This window comes from Microvirgula aerodenitrificans DSM 15089, assembly GCF_000620105.1.
GTDB lineage: Bacteria > Pseudomonadota > Gammaproteobacteria > Burkholderiales > Aquaspirillaceae > Microvirgula > Microvirgula aerodenitrificans.
Genome location: NZ_JHVK01000021.1, coordinates 42,454 through 61,739, shown reverse-complemented (window position 1 = coordinate 61,739; position 19,286 = coordinate 42,454). Strand labels below are relative to the sequence as shown.

Below are 19,286 nucleotides of genomic sequence, written 5' to 3'. Positions count from 1 at the left end.
GCCTGCTCGGAGTGGAACGACCTGCGCGACGAGATCGGCGACAACGTCGGCGTCTACGACAACCCGGCCGACCTCACCGCCCAGTCGTGGACGGTGATGCGTTATGCCGAGGTCGAGGAAAACGGCAAGCTGGAATGGCTGATCCGCAAGGACGGCTGCATGCACTGCAGCGAACCGGGCTGCCTGAAGGCCTGCCCGTCGCCCGGCGCGATCATCCAGTACAGCAACGGCATCGTCGACTTCCAGGAAGAGAACTGCATCGGCTGCGGCTACTGCATCTCCGGCTGTCCGTTCAACATTCCGCGTCTGAACCCGGTCGACAACAAGGCGTACAAGTGCACGCTGTGTTCCGACCGGGTGTCGGTCGGCCAGGAACCGGCCTGCGTCAAGACCTGTCCGACCGGCGCGATCCGCTTCGGCAGCAAGGAGGACATGAAGACCTTCGCCGGCGAACGGGTCGAAGACCTGAAGTCGCGCGGCTATGACAACGCCGGGCTGTACGATCCGCAAGGCGTCGGCGGCACCCACGTCATGTACGTGCTGCACCACGCCGACCGGCCGGAGCTGTATCACGGCCTGCCGAAGGATCCGGCCATCAGCCCGGTGGTCAGCCTGTGGAAGGGCCTGCTGAAGCCGCTGGCCACCGTCGGCATCGCCGCCGCCGGCCTGTTCGGCTTCTTCCATTACATCACCGTGGGCCCGAACCGCACCGATGACGACAACGACGAGGAGCAACCGAAATGAGTCGTGAGAACCTCATTGTCCGTTACCGCGCCATCGAGCGGATCAACCACTGGATCGTCGCCTTCTGCTTCGTGCTGCTGGCGCTGTCCGGTCTGGCGCTGTTCTATCCGGCGTTCTTCTGGCTGACCGGCGTGTTCGGCACGCCGCAACTGGCGCGCATCATCCACCCGTTCGTCGGCGTGGTGATGTTCACCGGCTTCTCGGTCATGTTCCTGCGCTACTGGAAGCACAACCTGGTCAACCGCGAGGACATCAAGTGGATGATGGCGGTCGGCACGGTGCTGAAGGGCGGCGAGGTCGGTGACACCGGCAAGTACAACGGCGGCCAGAAGGGCATGTTCTGGCTGATGGCCGGCTGCCTGCTGGTGATGCTGGTCACCGGCTTCATCATGTGGCGACCGTACTTCGCGCCGATGTTCCCGATCCCGCTGATCCGCCTGGCCCTGCTGTTCCATGCCTGGTCGGCGCTGATCCTGATCGCCGGCATCATCATCCACGTCTATGCGGCAATCTGGGTCAAGGGCACGATCCGGGCCATGGTCGAAGGCGTGGTCACCACCAGCTGGGCACGGGTCCACCATCCGAAGTGGCTGCGCGAGATGCAGGCGAAGCCGCGGAAATAAGCCCCTTTGTCAGTCCCCGACAGCAGGCCATCGGCCTGCTGTTTTTCATTCCGGCGCCGGCGGCGGAGCCCGCGCACGGATGTGGGATAATCACGGTCAATTCGGCCCGCCCATGGCGACCGGCCGTACGACCGTTCAACCGGAGCCTCCATGTCTCTCAGAATTCTCCCGCAGGACCAACTGGCGCAATCGTCGACCACCATCGTGCCGTTCTTCCTGCCCGAGTCGACCCCGCCGTATGCGGCGCGGGCGAACCGTTTCAACGAACTGGCGCCGGGACACGCGCTGGAAGCCTATCTGCGCCTGTGCGCCGCGATCAGCCACGCGCAGGCTGCCGCCGCCAGCGAGGTCGACGTGGCCGCGCCGGTGCGCGAACAGCGCTACTGGGACCAGTGCGCGCTGCACGACCTGCCGCCGCTCGGCACCGAAGGCTGGCCGCGCGATCCGGTCTGGCGGACGCTGCTGGCGCATCTGCTCGCCACGCTGGCTGCCGATCCGGCGCTGCCGGCCGAAACCCGGACCGTGCTCGAGCGGCTGGCCGCCAGTGACGCAGACGGGCTCGAACGGCGCGCGACACAGCTGCTGTCCGGCGACTGGAGCGGGCTCGACCGCGCCGAGGCGCCCTTTGTCGCCGCCGCGCTGCAGGTGTATTTCAATCGTCTGGCCGCACAGCTGTCACCGCTGCAGGTCGGCAACCCGTATGTGCATGCCCATGGCTGTCCGGCCTGTGGCGCCGCGCCGACCGCCAGCCGCATCCGCCCCGGCGCCGACGGCCTGCGCTATCTGCACTGCAGTCTGTGCGAAACCGAATGGCACAAGGTGCGGTCGAGCTGCACCCAGTGCGGCGGCACCCATGACATTGGCTACTGGTCGCTGGAGACCGAAGACGACGGACGCCCGACCGAACGCCAGCAACCGCCGATGCGGGCGGAAGGGTGTGGCGATTGCCATGCATATCTGAAGATGCTCGATCCGGGCAAGGCGCAGAACGGCGACGTGCTGGCCGATGACATCGCCACGCTGACGCTGGATCTGGCCATGGATGAAAAGGGCTTCGAGCGCGCCGGACCGAACCTGCTGTTCTTCCCGGGCTGATGCCGGGGGGCGGGACGGCCGGCATCAGCCCGCCGTTTCCGCCCGGCCCTTACGCCGGGAACAGCCCGGTCGAGATGTAGCGGTCGCCGCGATCCGGCAGGATCGACACGATGACCGCATTGTCGAGCTGTGCCGACAGCCGCAGCGCCACGGCCAGCGCTCCGCCGCCGGACGGACCGGCAAAGATCCCCTCCTCGCGCGCCAGCCGGCGGGTGGTGTCCTCGGCTTCGGCCTGACTGACGTGCTCGAGCTGGTCGAGCTGGTCGAAATCGCAGATCGCCGGCACGTACGGGTCTTCCCATTTGCGGATGCCGGGAATCTGGCTGCCGGATTCCGGCTGTACGCCAATGATGCGGATGGCCGGGTTCTGCTGTTTCAGGTAGCGCCCGGTCCCCATCACCGTGCCGGTGGTGCCCATGCTGGACACGAAGTGGGTGACGGTACCGGCGGTATCGCGCCAGATTTCCGGGCCGGTCGACGCCACGTGCGCGGCCGGGTTGTCCGGGTTGGCGAACTGGTCGAGGATGATGCCGGTGCCGGCATCACGCAGCCGGTTAGCCTCGTCGATCGAGCCCGGCATCGACAGCGCCGACGGCGTCAGCACCACCTCGGCACCATAGGCTTTCATCGTCGCCACGCGTTCGGCGCTGGAGCTGTCCGGCATGACCAGGATCATCCGGTAGCCCATCACCGCGGCGGCCATCGCCAGTCCGATACCGGTATTGCCGCTGGTGGCCTCGATCAGCGTATCGCCGGGATGAATGTCGCCCCGTGCCTGCGCGGCGCGGATCATGTTGATCGCCGGCCTGTCCTTGACCGAACCGGCCGGGTTGTTGCCTTCCAGCTTCAGCAACAGGGTATTGGTCGTCTGCCCGGGCAGACGCTTGAGCCGGACCAGCGGCGTATTGCCGATGAAATCTTCCAGGGTTTTGAAAACGGGACGGGACATCGGAGCGACAGGCGGTAATGTTGAATGCGGCATCTTAGCGCCATCGTCCGCACGCCGCTGTATCGTTTGGCGCTTTCCTTATGCGTGTGCGACGGCAAGCCCCTTGCGCCAGTCAGGTTGACGCCCGCCGGTGCGGATGGAATAGTGCCAGCCCCCGTTTGCTGCGAGCGCCGCCGTGTCCGCCGTTCCCGATATTTTGCCCGCCCGTCACGGCCACGCCCTGCTGCTTGCCGGCATTATTCTGGTCGGTCTGAACCTGCGACCGGCCCTGTCCAGCATCTCGCCGGTACTGGAAGACATCCGGCTCACGCTCGGGCTGTCTGCCGTCACGGCTGGCTGGCTGACCACGCTCCCGGTGTTCTGCCTCGGCCTGTTCGCGCCGCTGGCTCCGCTGCTGGCCCGCCGCATCGGCCCCGAGCGCGGCATCCTGGTCGCGCTGGCCGTGCTGGCCGGCGGCATGCTGCTGCGCACCCGCTTCGGCATCCCCGGCCTGTTTGCCGGCACCGTGATCGCCGGGGCCGGCATCGGCATCGCCGGGGTGTTGCTGCCCGGCATCGTCAAGCGCAACTTTCCGGCCCAGGCCGATCTGATGACCGGGGTCTACACCATGGCGCTGTGCGCCGGCGCGGCACTGGCAGCAGGCTTTACCGTGCCACTGGCGCAGTATTTCGGCAGCTGGAGGCCGGCCATCGCCAGCTGGGCGCTACTGGCCGTGCTCGCCGCGCTGCTGTGGCTGCCGCAGGTGCGCCATGCCCATACGCTGAACAGCCAGGCACAGGTACCGGCCCGGCTGTGGCGCGAGCCGCTGGCCTGGCAGGTCACGCTGTTCATGGGCCTGCAGTCATCGACGGCCTATATCGTCTTCGGCTGGCTGCCGTCCATTCTGCAGGCACGCGGACTGACGCCGCTGGCAGCCGGGGGCTGGATGTCGGTCTCGGTCATGATGCAGCTGATCACCTCGCTCGGCGGGCCATGGCTGGCGCGCCGCGCCCGCGACCAGCGCGGCCCGATCGTACTGATGCTGACCCTGACCGCTGCCGGCCTGTTCGGCTGCCTGTATGCGCCGGCCACACAGCTGCCGCTGTGGGCCGTGGTGCTCGGCCTCGGTCAGGGCGGCAATTTCAGCCTGGCGCTGTCGCTGCTGGTACTGCGCACCCGCAATGCCACCACCGCCGCGCAGCTGTCCGGCATGGCCCAGGGGCTCGGCTACACGCTGGCGGCGCTGGGTCCGCTGACCATCGGCATGGTCCGCGAGTGGAGCGGCAGCTGGCAGGCCACCGGTCCGCTGCTGGCGCTGATCGTGCTCGGCGCGCTGATCGCCGGGCTTGCTGCCGGCCGCGACCGCAAGATCGGCCACGACTGACCTGCCCCTTTCCCGCCAGCGCAGAGAGCCCTCCCGGACACCCGCTGCAGAATGCAGCCGCGTCTAACGGGGCGCCTCGCTGTGCGTCAGTGCCGCACCGGCACCGGGTGGCAACCGCCGCGTCTCGACCACCGACAGTATCGAGAACAGACCGACCACCACGAAGGCCGGCCAGAAATCGGCCGCGCCCAGTTGCGCATGGCCCTGCACCCGCTGCGAGATCTGCAGCGTCATGCCGGCAACGATGACCCCGAGCCCGAGCGACAACTGCTGCACCACGCTGGCCAGGCTGGTTGCGCGGCCGGCGTCGGCGCTGGCAATCTCGGCATAGACGATCGAATTCAGACAGGTGAACTGCAGCGACGGGAAGAAGCCGCCGAAAGCGACCAGCGCCAGCATCAGCAGATGCGGCATCGATGGGGTAAACAGGCCGTATGACGCAATCGCCAGCCCGGCCAGTACCGCATTGACCAGCAGCACCTTGCGAAAGCCGTGACGCTGCAGCAGCGCCGGCGCGATGGTCTTCATGAACAGCGCACCAAAGGCCGACGCGCAGGTGATGGCGCCGGACTGGAATGGCGTCATGCCCAGCCCCTCCTGCAGTGCCAGCGGCAGCAGGAACGGCACGGCGCCCAGGCCAATACGGAACAGCGATCCGCCGACCACGCTGGCGCGGAAGGTCGGCAGCCGCAGCAGGCGCAGATCGAGCAATGGCGAAGCGGTGCGTCCGGCATGCTTCCAGTAGCCCGCCAGCAACAGGCCGCCTGTGGCGCACATCAGCAGCGACACCCAGACCGGCACCAGCTCGCTGTCGAGCAGGGCCAGCCCCAGCATCAGTGAGGCCCCGCCGGCGGCAGACAGCAGAAAGCCGCGGATGTCGAGCGGCCCCGGATCAGCCTCGCGCAGGTTGTCGATAAAGCGCCCGGCCAGCCAGATGCCGAGCAGGCTGACCGGCACATTGATGAAGAAGATCCAGCGCCAGTGAAAATAGGTCGTGATGAAACCACCGAGCGGCGGTCCGATCACCGGCCCGAGCAGGGCCGGCATGGTCAGGTAGCCGATGGCCTTGACCAGTTCGGTGCGCGGCACCGAACGGAAGATGACGATGCGGCCGACCGGCACCATCATCGCCCCGCCGACGCCCTGCAGAAAGCGGGCGGCAACGAAGGCCGGCAGCGAGTCGGAGAAGGCGCAGCAGATCGACCCCAGCATGAAGATGCAGATGGCAGAACGAAAGACCGTGCGCGAGCCGAAGCGGTCGGCCACCCAGCCGCAGACCGGGATGAACACGCCGAGTCCGACCACGTAGGCAGTCAGTGCCAGCTTGAGGGTGATCGGGTCCTGCCCCAGATCGCGTGCCAGCGCCGGCAGCGAGGTCGCGATGACCGTGGCGTCGATGTTCTCCATGAACAGCGCGCAGGCCACGATCAGAGGAATGATGACAGTACGGGACACGATGGCGGGGCCGCGGTGTCGGCGGCCCGATATAGGTAAAGAGACCGGACTATTCTGGCACGATTCGCGGGATGCCGTAGTCGCTTTGCCGACGGTCGGGGGCGACAGGAGTGTTATGGCCGCCGCGGTCATTGCACGGCAAGAACATCGTCATGGGAAAGGTCATGCGAACTGTTTGCGCAGCATGTCGATAAAGAATCGCACCCGCGCCGGAAGATATTTTCGACTGAGATAAATGGCATAGATGCCGCTGACCGGCGGGGCCCATCCGGTCAATACCTGCTGCAATCGCCCGGCGCGCAGATCGGTATTGACCAGAAAGCTTGGCAGGATGGCAATGCCGCCATGGGCCAGCACCAGCTTGCGCACGATGCGCAGCGAGTTGACCTGGATCTGTCCATGCACCGGGACCCGTTCGGTCTGCTGCTCTGCCGTGCTCAGCTCCCAGAAGCGTGTCGCCTGGTTGTCATCGTGGACAATCAGCCGGTGCATGGCCAGGTCCTGCGGCGATTTCGGCAGCCCGGCACGCGCCAGATAGGCCGTCGACGCCACCAGGTACGGCTTGAAATCGGTCAGCTTGATCGCATGCAGGCTGGAATCCTTCGGCTGGCCGACACGAAGGTCGATATCGACACGCTCGGTGACCAGATCCAGCGGGCCATCGGTGGTGACCAGGTTAATCGAGACTTCCGGATAGCGGTCGGTGAAACTGACCACATTCTCGATCAGGAAATTGGATACCAGATAATCCGGCGCCGAGATGCGCAGCAATCCCCTGGGGGTGTCGTAGTCGTTCCGGACCTGTTCCAGCACTTGCCGGTAGTTGAGAAACAACCTTTTGCATTCATGAAAGTATTGATCACCGGCGGGTGTCAGCACCATGCGCCGCGTTGTCCTGACCACCAGTTGCGTACCGACATAGGCCTCCAGCCGCTTGATCCGGTCACTGACAACCGAACGGCTCACGCGCAGGGCAGCGGCCGCGCCGATGAATGAGCCTTTCTCCCCCAGCGCGACAAATGTCAGCACGCACTCAGGGTGCGCTATTTTATAGTTTTCCATCCTGGCACCAGTAAAAAACGGGCTATCTATATACCATCCCCAGTAAGGCAAATTGAATTATTCGCGTGGAATTTGCATATGAACAAAGGACAGAAACGCTGACCGAGAGAAACATCACAGCAATTCGTTACATCCGGCATCTATAATAAGCAGCAGGAAACTTCAATAATTCAGTGTGGCCGGTCATTTACCCAACGGTGCATCACACTGGCCTTCCTGGTGGGCACCAGGCCAGCCCACACAAAAAAGGCTGTTAGATTACCGCGTCCCGACACAAAAGAATGAACGCCATTGTTCTGACTGGCAGACATATGAGTTCAGTGTCATCCCGGGAGCATCATGCATAATGGTGCAACCTGAATTTCCTCAACCTTCCAGATATGCGATAGCCAATATGGAACCTTTATACCGAACGGAAGGGCGCGCGCTGGCGGGCATTTTTGACGGTGCCACACTCGAGGTGGCGGTTTCAACGCTATTAAAAGACCCGGAATGGAAACCCTTCGGTCTTGGCATATTGATGCTGGAAAGTTATCGCTCCGCCCTGACCAGTTGCGGCCGCAAAACAGCAGAAAAGCAGATTGCCCAGATCACGGAAACCCTGCAACAGCAGGTTGAAGCAACGTGGCCGTTTTTTCGCATTGCTGACGATATTTTCGTCTTCCTGGTACAGGGGCCGGATCGCACGGCCTTTCAGGGCGCATGCGAATGCCTGCGGGAGCAAATTGCCGGTTTGCGTTATGCGCTCAATGGTGAGGAATTCCCGATCCCGACCCGGATGGGGCTCTTGTCGGTCGATGAGCGGGAAGCCTGCGCCGACCGGCTGATCGACCAGGCACTGGCCTATGGCCTGCTGGCCAGGCCCACTGACGGCATCCACTTTGCCCGGGCGGTCAGCGCACACGAACATGACCAGCGCATCTCGCCGCATCACTGGATTGCGCGCATCCACCAGTCGGTCGCCGACGACCGCTTCGTGCTGTTCTCGCAGCGCATCCTGCCCCTGCATCCGCGCCGCCAGGATGAATACCGGCATGAAATCCTGTTGCGGATGATGGATGCCCAGGGCCAGATCTGGTCGCCCGGCTATTTTCTGCCAACGGCGGAGCGACTGTCACTGACGCCGGATATCGATCGCTGGGTTATCAGGAGCACCTATGAATGGCTGAGCCGGCATCGGCAGCATCTGGGAGTCAGCCGCCTGTCGACCTCGATCAATCTGTCCGGCCATATTCTGTCCCGGCCTGCCCTGGCGGATTACGTCCTTGAACAGCAACGCTTGTACGGGATAGACAGCCGGGAAATTTTCTTTGAAATTACCGAGACCTCCGCGATTACCGACCTGCCGCAGGCGATTGAAACCATTCTGGCCCTGCGTCAGCATGGCTATCGCTTTGCACTCGACGATTATGGCAGTGGCATGGCCACTCTGTCGCGCATGCGCGACCTGCCGGTCGATCTGATCAAGGTTGACGGCAGCTTCATCAAGAATATCGCCAACGACCCTGTCAGCCGTTATCTGGTCCAGCATATCTGCGAAATCAGCCGGGCACTCGGCCGCGAAGTCCTCGCTGAGTTCGTTGAAAACGAAGCCATTCTTGATTGCATTACCGAGCTGGGATTCGATTATGCGCAAGGGTATTGCATTGGTCGTCCCATTCCCCTGCCGCAACTGCAGAACGGGCTGGGTCTTGCCTGAATTTTTTTGCCTTGAACATTAGTATTTAACAATACTTTTCATAACCGGAATTCGCATCCTTGAAAGTACCTTTCCCATGAGAATCTCCACTCGTCTTTACAGTCTTGCCGCCTTTGGCATTCTGGGGCTGCTGATCATGACCCTCACTGCTTATCGGGATTTTTCCTCGATCCGCGATGAAAACGCCATTATGCAGACTCAGATTCTGCCCTCGGTCCAGCGCATCAATCAGATCGAGGCGGAATTCGCCGCCAGCCGGCGTGCCGTGCTGCAGCACATACTGGCGGGACCGGAAGGCAAGGCCAAATACCTGGCGCTGTTCCAGCAGGCGCGAAAAAACATCCTCGAACACATCGAATACTACAATACCCATCTGGTGGCCGATGACAAGGACCGCCAGAACATGACGGCGGTCCAGCGCGAGTTCGATACCTATTATGCGGAAGTGCCGGCCGTCTTCGCCCTGTCCGATCAGGGTCGCCAGGAAGAGGCGCGCGCCATGTCGGCGCAGAAAGTCACGCCGGTCTCCGAGAAGACCGGAGTCATCCTCGAACAGGCGGTGGAACACAACCGGGAACTGCTTGCTGAAGCCAATCAGGCCCTGGGCGACGCCATTGCCCATGGCAACACCATGCTGATCAGCACGTTTGCCATCGTCGGGCTGATTCTGCTTGCCGCCAGCCTGTGGACGCTGAAGAAGATCCTGCTGCCGCTGACCGGCCTGCGCGACGGGCTGATCCAGCTGTCCGGCGATTACGACTTTACCCGCCGTTTCGAGCGCAAGGAAAAGGACGAAATCAACGAGGCATTCCAGGCACTGAACGCCCTGCTTGGCGTGCTGCAGGCCAGCTTCACCCAGTTGCGCTCGCTGAGCCAGAACGTCAACCAGACGGCGCATGCCGTGGCATCGGCCTCGACGCAGATGACTTCGGCGTCGCAGCATGTCAGCGAATCGTCGTCCAGCATGTCGGCCGCGGTCGAGCAGATGACGGTCAGCATCACCCATGTCGCCGACCGTGCCCAGGAAGCCGATCAGCGCTGTCGCGAATCCGGCACCGAAGCGAATACCGGCGGCGAAGTCATCCACGACACCATCGGCACCTTCCAGCAGACCATGGTCGCCGTACAGGCGACGGCGGAGCAGATCACCCGGCTCAAGACCCACACCACCAATATCGGCACCGTGGTCAACGTGATCAAGGATATCGCCGACCAGACCAATCTGCTGGCGCTGAACGCCGCGATCGAAGCCGCGCGCGCCGGCGAGCTCGGCCGCGGCTTTGCCGTGGTTGCCGATGAAGTGCGCCTGCTGGCCGAACGCACCGCGCAGTCGACCCAGGAAATCACCGGCACCGTGCACAGCATTCAGGAAGAGGCGAGCCAGACCGTCGAGGCCATGCGTCAGGTCGTGAACCGGGTCGAACACGGAATGGAGCAGGCCTCGCAGGCCACCGAGGCGATCCAGCGCATCATCGACGGCACCGGCAGCGCGGTCTCGCAGGTGTCGGAGATCTCCGGCTCGATGCGCGAACAGTCGCTGGCCAGCACCAATATCTCGCAGCAGGTCGAACGCATCGCGCAGATGATGGAAGAGAACCACGCCAGCGCGACCAATACCACGGCCTCGGCCGAGGAACTGAAACAGGTCGCCCAGGAAATGCACGGCACCATCGAGAAGTTCAGGATCTGAAAGGGGCGGGAACGGTCCCCGTTCCCGCCGCGCGCTTGCCGCGCGATTTTGCCCGGGTGTATCGTCGTCGGCTTCCTGCCTACCCGCCCCCGGTTGTCCATCATGCCCCGACAAGCACTCGAACTTTTCATCCCCGGCCCGACCTGGCTGCGTCCCGAAACCCGGCAGGCTGCCCTGCTGCCGGAATTCGGCCATCGCGACAGCCAGGCACGGGAGGTGGTGTCCTCCATTTTCGACAATCTGCGCGCCATCGCCGAATTGCCTGACGACTACGATATCGCGCTGGTCAACGGCAGTGGCAGCACCGGCATGGAGTGCGCGCTGCGCTCGCTGGTCGCCGACGACGACCGCCTGCTGTGCGTCACCGTCGGCGTTTTCGGCGCACTGTTCCATTCGATGGCGATCGGCAACGGCAAGCAGGTCGAACGGCTCGATTTCGAGCCCGGCTGCAGCATCGATCTGGACGTCCTTGAACACACACTGCGCAACGGTCGCTTCAATGTGGTCACGCTGACCCACAACGAGAGCTCGACCGGCGTGGTGTCCGATATCGTCGGCGCCTGCCGGCTGATCCGCGCCCATGGTGCGCTGCCGATCGTCGACGGCGTCAGCCTGTTCGGAGGCGACCACAGCCGCATCGCCGACGCCCTGCCGGCGGTCTATGCGACCACCACCCAGAAGTGTCTGGCGCTGCCGGCCGGCCAGGCCATCCTGTTCGTCCACTGCGACGCCCTGGACAAGGCGGCACAGGTCAGCAACCGCGGCTATACCAGCGACCTGCTGAAGCACGTCGAATTCGGCCGCGACCGGCAGATCATGACCACGCCGGATACCACGCTGCTGAACCAGATGCAGGTCCAGCTCGACACCATCGTCCATGCGGAAGGCGTACTGCAGCGCTTTGCCCGCCACCGGGCGATGCGGGCCACCGTGCGCGCCTGGGCCACCGCCCGCCCCGACCGGTTCGAGCTGTTCGTTGCCGACGCCGACGCCTCGCCCAGTCTGACCACGGTCAGCATCGACCCGGCGCTGGACCCGGCCGCCCTGAAAGCCACCATGCGCGAGCGCGGCTACCTGATCGACACCGGCCACAAGAAGCTGAACGACATCCTCGGAGCGCAGTCGCGCCGGCTGCTGATCCGCATTCCGCACATGGGCGATATCGGGCCAGCCATGCTTGACCGCTATCTGGACGCACTCGACAGCGAATCGGCCGCGCTGCGGCGCTGACGCCGCGGGTCAGGTATCGGCCTGATGGTCCGTCCCGCCGGGACGGACTACCGTGTTCCGGTCAGATTTCCGGAATCGCCCTCCATGTTTGTCGCTCCTTCCCCCCAGCCAGCTCCCTCCTCCCGGCAGGGCCTGGCATCGGGCCTGTCTTTCCAGGCAACACATCACGGAGTGACCTTCAGTGTCAGTACCGACGGCACGCCACAGAGCCACGGCCTGCTGTTTCCGGAGAGCGGCATCCCCCTGGACCAGGCCGCCTCCGATCCCGCCCATTTCCGGCAGCGGCTCCAGGGCCTGCGGCAGGAAGAACGCCAGGCCATACAGTGGGCAATGGTCGGACAGCCCGCTGATGTTCTCCAGCCTGTCCACAAGGGCATGCAGGTGGAGGCGGGCCTGTATGCGACGCTCAACAGCCATCTCGCCGACGGTATCCGGCTCGATCCGGGCGAATGGTCCATGATGCGGGACCTGTCATCCGCGCTGGGCAGGCTGCCGCCGGTACCCGGCGAGTACCTGCGGGTCGTCGAGTACCGGGACCTGGCCGCCATTCCATGGGGTACGGCCATTCAGGTCGGTGATCTGGTAACGAACCACCCGTGCTTCATGAGCACCACCCCCGATGACAGTTATGCAAAATGGGCCGTTGGCGAATACGCGTGCTCGGCGCAGCCCTATGCCCTCGTCTTTTGCAGGATCGGGTCGGCAACCAGCGGCGTCCCGTTATGGCCCGGCGTTGATGCCCGACCGGGAAACCCGTCCGTGGTGCTGTTTCCCAGGGACGCCTGCTTTCTGGTGAAAAGCATTGCCAGGGCACAGGCGACCGGGCAGGCTTTTCCGGCCATGCGCATCGGCGTGGTGCTTGAACAGGTCGCCGGCGGCCAGCCGCTCAGGAACCTCCACTCTGGCGAGCCGGTGCGGGTCCGGACCCCGTGGTGAGTCCCGACCGGCCCGGATTTCAGCACAGCCCGGCGGCCCGTGCCCGGATGCGCAGCGCATCCATTTCTTCCAGCAGGTCGGCCATCAGCGCCGCCAGCTCCGGCACCGCGTCGAAATCGCGTTCCAGTTGCCGCATGCGGCGGGCACGCAGGATGGAAACGGTCGAGAAACGCCATACGCCGGCCACGCTTTCGGCATGTGGAAACAGGCCTTCCTCGATATGGCGCAGCAGCCATTGCGGCTCCACTGCGCAGGCACCGGCGACCTGCTCCAGCGTAAGCCAGGTGTCTTCCACCAGACTGCCTATCAGGATGTCTTCATCGTGCATCGCTCACTCCCTCCCCTGCTGCCGCGGATCGAAAGCCAGATCCCGCGCCATGGTCTCGTACAGTTCCCTTGCCCGCGGCGTATCGGCAGGCGGCACCACTATCCGGATATCCAGCAGCAGATCGCCCGGCGGCTCGCCGGGAATGCCGCGTCCGCGTACCCGCAACCGGCGCCCTCCCTGCGCGCCCTCCGGCACGCGGACCCGAAGGCTGCCCGGCGGCAGGTCCACGGTCACGACGGCACCCAGCGCCGCTTCCCACGGCGTGACCGGCAAATCCAGATGCAGGTTGCGGCCGTCGGTACGAAAACGCGGGTGCGGCTTGAAGTGGACTTCCAGCAGCAGGTCGCCAGCCGGCGCCCCGCCCGACCCCGGGGCCCCCTGGCCGGCCAGCCGGATCATCTGCCCCTCGCACACCCCTTTCGGGATTTTCACGCTCAGCGTGCGCGTTCCCACCCCGACATGTCCCTGGCTGTCGAGTTGCGGAATGCGCAGTGAAATCTGCCGCGTCGGGCAGGTAAAGGCATCCTCCAGATCCAGCAGCACCTTGGCCCGGTGGTCGTCGCCATGCACGGGGCCGGCTGCACCACGGCCATGCCCCCCGTGATGGCGGTCACCCATCCGACCGAACAGGTCGGCAAAGAAGTCAGAAAATTCCGCCGCTTCTCCCGGTGAAAAACCATGCGTGGAGAACTCGAAACCGCTGTCCCAGTCCGGCGGGGGACGGAAATCCTGACCCGGCTGATAGCCCTGGCCCAACTGGTCGTAGGCGACGCGTTTTTCGGCATCCGCCAGCACCGCATAGGCCTCGTTGACTTCCTTCATCCGCTCTTCGGCTTCCGGCTCCCGGGACAGGTCAGGATGGTATTTGCGCGCCATGCGCCGGAAGGCTTTCTTGATCTCATCCGCCGTCGCGGTGCGATCTACACCCAATATCTGGTAGTAATCCTTGAATTGCATGCCCCTGCCCCATATTTGAAATTGCGCGAGTTCCGGATACCTTCCCCGACTTCATTCCGTCACTATAGAAGCTATGCTGAAGACGGTATCGGGATTGCCCGGTCCGGGGCCGGCCGGATGCATGGCCGACCCGTTCCGGCCCAGGCGCAGCAAGGGAATCAGGACGGGGCGTGCTTTCCGGATTCTCGCCAACCCGGGTCAGGAACACTGGCAATGACAAATACCGGCCCAATGGTTTTTTTCATGCAGCATGTTTTCAAACCGTACCCAAAGGAGCGTCACCATGAGTTTGATCAAATGGGATCCATTCACCGAACTTGAGGAAATGTCGCATCGCCTGAATCGCCTGATCGGGCGCCCCGGTCTGCCGGCGTCCACCGGCAGCGAGATGCTGAAGATCGTCGACTGGACGCCGTCCGCCGATATCAGCGAAACGGAAACGGCCTATCTGATCAAGGCAGAAATCCCCGGCGTGAACAGGGAAGATGTCAGCGTCACGGTCGAGGACGGGGTGCTGACCATCCAGGGCGAGCGCAAGGCGGAAAAGGAAGAAACCGGCAAGAAGTTCCACCGCATCGAGCGGTCCTACGGCAGCTTCGTGCGCAGCTTCCGCCTGCCGCAGGGTGTCGACGACACGGCGGCAAAGGCCGAATTCAAGGACGGCATGCTGAACATCACGCTGCCCAAGTCCGAACAGGCCAAACCCAGAGCGGTCAGCATAAAAGTGGACTAGACGGACCGGCGCCGGCTCAGGCCAGGTGATACTTGAGCCAGAACGCTTCCCGGCAGGCATTGTCGAAGCTTTTGCCGGCCGGGCTCACCTGGCTGCACGGCGCGTGCCCGATCACTTCGTAACTGATCCAGCATTCGGCACAGGCCAGTTCGCTCGGGAACTGGTCCTGTTCCACCACGCGGCGGAGGTGCACACCGTTGTCGAAACGGTAGTCGGTGCACTCCCGCTGCACCTCGAAGCCCTGATCCAGCCAGCGCTCCCGCGCGACGGACTGTTCCACGATCGAGACCGGGCCCGGCAGGCCGTGGATCACGCCAACATACGTCACCAGCCTATCCATGGCGGCACTCCGCCCCATCGGCGATCCCGTTCATGCGCTGTCGTACCATTGCCGCTTCGCTCTTCCTGCTCAGATAGCTGCCACTTTACCATCCTGACCGGCCAGCGGACCGAGGAAGCGCCCGACTGCATCAATCACGACGTTTTCCTGCTGGCGATGCGGCACATGACCGCAGGCCGGCACGATTTCGGCCACGGCAGGGCCGCTGCTCAGCGTGCGGATGCGCTCGGGATGTCGCAGCGAGCCGTATTCATCGTGCTCGCCATGAATCGCCAGCAGCGGACAATGCACCCGCGGCAGTTCCTCATCCAGATTCCAGTGCAGAAAATCCGGAGCCAGCCAGGTGTCGACCCAGGCGTCGAGCACCCACTGCGCCTTGTCGCCGTGGTATTTCCGGAGCCGGTCAAACTGCGCCTCGTCCGCGAAAGTCTGCCGGGCATGGCGGATGCCGGCCAGCGTCCGTTCTTCGACAAAAGCCTGGGCCGATTCAGTCACCACGCCCTGACACTGTGCCGGAAAGCGCGCCGCACAGCTGACCGCCATCGCACCGCCGACGCTGTGGCCGAATGCGATGAAGTGCTCAATGCCCAGCTGCCCGCACAGGGCCGGAAACACCTGGCCGGCCTCCTCCCGCACGAAATGACGGTCCAGCAGGCCCGGATGCGGATCGGAGCAGCCGAATCCCAGCCGGTCATAGGCAATCACCTGACGCCCGCTCGCCTGCGACAGCCGGTCCGGAAAGTCCCGCCACAGTGCCACGCAGCCCAGCGAGTCGTGAAACAGCACAATCGGCGCCTTCGCGCCGCGCTCCCCCCAACGGCGGACAAACAAGCGACCTTGCGGTGTATCGATCCGGATTTCCTGTGCCATGGGCAGTCTCGCGAAGAGGGGTTGAACAGAAAAAGAATGGCACTGCCCATTGCCATAAATCAAGCCAAACCAGATGCAGAAGGCATTTCCAGATGCAAAAAAACCGCCGCGAGAGGTCTCGCGCGGCGGTCAGGCCGACAGATCAAGCCTGGTACAAAGCGTGGCTGAATGAAGCTTCCGCTCAGGCACTCACCCGTTGCGGCGTGAGCAGGGCATGCAGCGAGCGACCCATGCGCTCGATTCCTTTCACCACCCGGTCCTTCGGTTCCGCGGTGTAGCACATGCGGAAGAAGCCGGGCTCGCGGCTGAAGCATTCCTGCCCGGGGATCAGGGAGACACCGGAACTGGCCGTAATGTATTCCGACAGGCGTTCCTCTCGCGGGTCGATGTCGGGGTGCAGCGCTTTGTGCAGCGCCTGGTGCTCGCTGCCGTCGGGTGGCGGTACACGGTCGAGAAATTCCCGCAGATCGAGCCAGAAGAAGATGGCACTGCTGTTGTGGTCAAGGAATTTCAGCCGTGCCGAAGCCAGGGCCTCGCGGGTGGCGGCATACTGGGTCCTGAGCAGCGACGAGGCTTCCGGTCCGGCGTAGAGCTGCATGGCTTGCTGCGCCAGCGCGGGATCGGGCAGACCGTCCCCGTCGAGGAACAGCGGGGCCAGGGTGCGGTATTTGAGCGAATCGAAAGGAGTGAACCAGGCCATGGTGCGCAAGGAGGCATCGCCCGACATCAGGGCATGCACCTTCTGATTGCGCGAGATCACGAAGCCCACCTTGAAGCCCGACATGCCGAAATCCTTGGCCAGCCCCCAGACGGCGTGCACCCGCTCCCGCCCGTCCTCGCCGGCCTCGCGCACGGCGTCGAGGGCAAAGGCCGGCACGAAAGGTTCGCCGCCTCCCACCTGCGAGAAAAAGTAAATCTCGTCGGAGATGATGTGCATCCGGGTTTCTTCCAGGACCCACTTGTAGATGGCGTTCAGCGTTTCCGGGGAATAGTTGCCACCCAGCGGGTTTCTGGGGTTGGTCAGCACCAGGAACTTCGGCTGCGGCTGCACCGAGAGACAGGCCCGCTTCACGTCCTCCAGCGTGAGCTCGAACTTGTCGATGCCCTTCTCCAGCAGATCGAATGGCACGAAGCTGACGCGCGGCCGCTGGGCAAAACTCCAGGGAAAGCCGTACCAGAGCGGTGCGGGCGAAATGGCGACATCGCCCGGCGTGCCCAGAATGAAGGCCAGGCATTCCAGCGCCGCCGAAGTGCCCCCCACCGCAAACACGTCCTGGGCAGTCAGCAGATCGCCATGGCCCCAGGCCTGGTTGAGAAAACCGGCCCAGCTGGAGCGAAAGGCATCGCTGCCATAGAACTTTGGCGGATAGCGCAGATCTCCCGCGGTAAAGGGTCTGGCTGCGTCAAAGAGATGCGCCTGGTAGAAATCGAACAGCAGGACATTCTCGGCAGTCGACAGGTTTACCGCATCGGGGGCGGCAACGCTGCGGTAGTGCGCAACGCGCTCTTCCGCATCGGTCAGGTGGCGCAGGGACAGGTTGTGTGTCAAGGACATGGGCAATCCCCTCAGCAGGTGGTACGGGACAGGGAGATCCGCATGTGCGAACGGGCCGTGCACAGTTCCCGGGTCGGCGGGAACAGATCGGGGCGCCTGGCCTTGACCTCGTCCTGCATCACCAGGGCAAGGCCGCCGGTCGAGGTTTCCTTGTACTGGTCGTTCATGTTCTCCGAGATCTGCTGCATGGCCGTCACCGCCTTGTCGAAGGGAATGTCGGACACGAAGGCCGTTCCCAGCTTCGCCATTGCCTGGGCCACGGTCACGGCGACGATGGCCGCACTCAGGTTGCGATCGATGCACGGCAGTTCCACCAGCCCGCCCACGGGGTCACAGGTCGACCCCAGCTGGTCCTCGAGCGAAGCCTCGGCCGCATTGAAGGTGATGATGTTGTTGTTCCCGCCCAGCAGATGGGCGAGGCCACCGGCAGCCATGGCGCCCGACGTTCCCACTTCGGCCTGACAGCCGCCCACCCCGCCCGAGATATTGGCATTGCTCTTGACGATGCCGCCCACGGTACTGGCGATAATGAGGAAACGCAGGATGCCGTTCAGTGCCGTGCCCGGAGTCCGGCCGAACAGCCAGTCGATCTCGTCCTCGTCCGCCTGGGTGACGATGTAATGGTAGAGAACGGCGGGCACCGTGCCACAGGAGCCGTTGGTGGGGGCCGTCACCACGTGCTTGAGTGCCCCGTTCTGCTCGGACACCGCCAGTGCGAACAGGCTCACCAGATCGAGCTGCTGCTCGAAGCTGAAATCCCTGGACAGCCGGCGCAGGCTGCGGAAAAAAGCTTCCTGCGTACTGGTATCGGCCCGATCGCCAATGAGATTCCGGTAGAGCGTCTTCGCCCGCGGGGTGGCGAACATCACCTTGTAGCAGTCATCGTCGTCGGCGTAGGTAACGCCATCGTAGATCAGCGTGCCCATCTGCAGACCAATATCCTGCAGATAGGCAACCACGCCGGCCCGGTCGGTCGGCAGGCCGGGCTGGGCCGGGTCGGGATGCGCCTTGCGGTATTGGGCGAAGGCCTCCTCGTTCTGCATGATGGCTTCGCACAGGTCGCCGGGCGCGGCGGCCACCAGGGTGGCGGCATCAACGTATTCCACCGGCAGGCTGGTCAGTGCCTGATAGAGCGGCTGCATCACCGGGGCGGTGCCATAAGAGCCGCCGCCGTAGGAATAGTAGGTCAGTTCATCGGGCCGGCCGCTCGCCGGCGCGCCATCCCGGTAGGTAAAGCGGAAGACCATCTTTTCCTTGTCCGTGTCTTCCCGGGTATCGAAGATCAGCTGATAGGCCACGGTCGGGCCGCCCGGATAGGCAAGGCTGGAGAGCTGGGCGATATCGGTGATGGAGGGAATGCCCAGCGTCGCCTTCAGCTGGGAGCTGACGTCGAAGGTCATCACGTCCTTGCCCAGCAGCCCGAGCGGAATGGCGATGGTGGTGTAGTGCCCGCGCCCGACAAAGGCCAGCGAGCCGTAAAGGGTGACGGAAACCGCCTCCAGATCCGCCAGCCAGCCGCCCGTTGCCAGGGCGTCGTAACAGGCCATGGCGGAGCGCCAGGGCGCCAGGGTATGGGAGCTGGACGAGCCGATGCCCTTTTTCAGAAGATCGCAAACGCTGAATTTGATGAAGTCTGTCTGTACAGTCATGGTGCCTC

At 63.9% G+C, this 19,286-nt stretch carries 18 protein-coding genes; 9 read left to right on the top strand and 9 right to left on the bottom strand.

Translation table 11 applies throughout. The annotated features are described in order from the left end of the window. The 3 genes from fdxH to fdhE form a co-directional block, all read left to right on the top strand. Window positions 1-744, top strand: a 744-nt coding sequence (gene fdxH, locus Q352_RS0115215) for a formate dehydrogenase subunit beta (protein ID WP_028500081.1), incomplete at its 5' end; no start/stop codon positions are given. Beyond that, window positions 741-1,367: a formate dehydrogenase subunit gamma gene (locus Q352_RS0115210; protein ID WP_028500080.1), complete on the top strand. Its 627-nt coding sequence runs from the start codon at window positions 741-743 to the stop codon at window positions 1,365-1,367. The genes fdxH and Q352_RS0115210, both read left to right, overlap by 4 nt. 150 nt (window positions 1,368-1,517) lie before the next feature. After that, the gene (gene fdhE / locus Q352_RS21425; RefSeq protein WP_051529008.1) at window positions 1,518-2,462 is read left to right on the top strand and encodes a formate dehydrogenase accessory protein FdhE; all 945 of its coding nucleotides are present in this window, start codon (window positions 1,518-1,520) and stop codon (window positions 2,460-2,462) included. A gap of 49 nt (window positions 2,463-2,511) precedes the next feature. Here the strand turns inward: fdhE and cysM are convergent, their stop codons facing one another. Continuing rightward, window positions 2,512-3,411: a cysteine synthase CysM gene (cysM, locus tag Q352_RS0115200; protein ID WP_028500079.1), complete on the bottom strand. Its 900-nt coding sequence runs from the start codon at window positions 3,409-3,411 to the stop codon at window positions 2,512-2,514. A 175-nt stretch (window positions 3,412-3,586) separates the two neighbouring features. Here cysM and Q352_RS21420 point away from each other — a divergent pair, with 175 nt between their 5' ends. Then, complete coding sequence (locus Q352_RS21420; protein WP_051529007.1) at window positions 3,587-4,774, top strand: CynX/NimT family MFS transporter; 1,188 nt, start codon at window positions 3,587-3,589, stop codon at window positions 4,772-4,774. Window positions 4,775-4,837: 63 nt separating this feature from the next. Here Q352_RS21420 and Q352_RS0115190 read toward each other — a convergent pair whose 3' ends face one another. Then, window positions 4,838-6,361: an MFS transporter gene (locus tag Q352_RS0115190; protein WP_084300259.1), complete on the bottom strand. Its 1,524-nt coding sequence runs from the start codon at window positions 6,359-6,361 to the stop codon at window positions 4,838-4,840. A gap of 30 nt (window positions 6,362-6,391) precedes the next feature. Beyond that, the gene (locus Q352_RS0115185; RefSeq protein ID WP_051529006.1) at window positions 6,392-7,258 is read right to left on the bottom strand and encodes a LysR family transcriptional regulator; all 867 of its coding nucleotides are present in this window, start codon (window positions 7,256-7,258) and stop codon (window positions 6,392-6,394) included. A gap of 379 nt (window positions 7,259-7,637) precedes the next feature. Between Q352_RS0115185 and Q352_RS22445 the strand changes: the two genes are divergently transcribed. The 4 genes from Q352_RS22445 (at window position 7,638) to Q352_RS0115165 (ending at window position 12,846) form a co-directional block, all read left to right on the top strand. After that, window positions 7,638-8,990, top strand: a complete 1,353-nt coding sequence (locus Q352_RS22445; RefSeq protein ID WP_084300255.1) for an EAL domain-containing protein — start codon at window positions 7,638-7,640, stop codon at window positions 8,988-8,990. A 76-nt stretch (window positions 8,991-9,066) separates the two neighbouring features. Continuing rightward, window positions 9,067-10,680, top strand: a complete 1,614-nt coding sequence (locus Q352_RS0115175) for a methyl-accepting chemotaxis protein (RefSeq protein WP_028500075.1) — start codon at window positions 9,067-9,069, stop codon at window positions 10,678-10,680. A gap of 102 nt (window positions 10,681-10,782) precedes the next feature. Continuing rightward, window positions 10,783-11,910, top strand: coding sequence for a pyridoxal-phosphate-dependent aminotransferase family protein (locus Q352_RS0115170; RefSeq protein WP_036386566.1), 1,128 nt, complete (start codon window positions 10,783-10,785; stop codon window positions 11,908-11,910). 84 nt (window positions 11,911-11,994) lie between these two features. Then, window positions 11,995-12,846: a hypothetical protein gene (locus Q352_RS0115165; protein ID WP_028500073.1), complete on the top strand. Its 852-nt coding sequence runs from the start codon at window positions 11,995-11,997 to the stop codon at window positions 12,844-12,846. Between the two features lie 19 nt (window positions 12,847-12,865). Here the strand turns inward: Q352_RS0115165 and Q352_RS0115160 are convergent, their stop codons facing one another. Then, entirely contained in the window at window positions 12,866-13,174 is a 309-nt protein-coding gene (locus Q352_RS0115160) for a chaperone modulator CbpM (protein WP_028500072.1), read from the bottom strand. Window positions 13,175-13,177: 3 nt separating this feature from the next. Further along, entirely contained in the window at window positions 13,178-14,131 is a 954-nt protein-coding gene (locus Q352_RS0115155; RefSeq protein ID WP_028500071.1) for a DnaJ C-terminal domain-containing protein, read from the bottom strand. 283 nt (window positions 14,132-14,414) lie between these two features. Here Q352_RS0115155 and Q352_RS0115150 point away from each other — a divergent pair, with 283 nt between their 5' ends. Beyond that, window positions 14,415-14,864, top strand: a complete 450-nt coding sequence (locus tag Q352_RS0115150; RefSeq protein ID WP_028500070.1) for an Hsp20/alpha crystallin family protein — start codon at window positions 14,415-14,417, stop codon at window positions 14,862-14,864. Between the two features lie 16 nt (window positions 14,865-14,880). On the opposite strand, the gene Q352_RS0115145 is transcribed toward Q352_RS0115150, so the two are convergent. The 4 genes from Q352_RS0115145 to Q352_RS0115130 form a co-directional block, all read right to left on the bottom strand. Then, window positions 14,881-15,204, bottom strand: coding sequence for a hypothetical protein (locus Q352_RS0115145; protein ID WP_028500069.1), 324 nt, complete (start codon window positions 15,202-15,204; stop codon window positions 14,881-14,883). Window positions 15,205-15,273: 69 nt separating this feature from the next. Next, window positions 15,274-16,074: an alpha/beta fold hydrolase gene (locus tag Q352_RS21410; RefSeq protein ID WP_051529005.1), complete on the bottom strand. Its 801-nt coding sequence runs from the start codon at window positions 16,072-16,074 to the stop codon at window positions 15,274-15,276. A gap of 181 nt (window positions 16,075-16,255) precedes the next feature. Further along, a complete protein-coding gene (locus Q352_RS0115135; RefSeq protein WP_028500068.1) occupies window positions 16,256-17,629 on the bottom strand; it encodes a pyridoxal phosphate-dependent aminotransferase in 1,374 nt (457 codons plus the stop codon). 11 nt (window positions 17,630-17,640) lie between these two features. Further along, window positions 17,641-19,278 carry an L-serine ammonia-lyase, iron-sulfur-dependent, subunit alpha gene (locus Q352_RS0115130; RefSeq protein ID WP_028500067.1) on the bottom strand — a complete coding sequence of 546 codons (1,638 nt, stop codon included), beginning with the start codon at window positions 19,276-19,278 and terminating at the stop codon, window positions 17,641-17,643. Window positions 19,279-19,286: the final 8 nt, after the last annotated feature.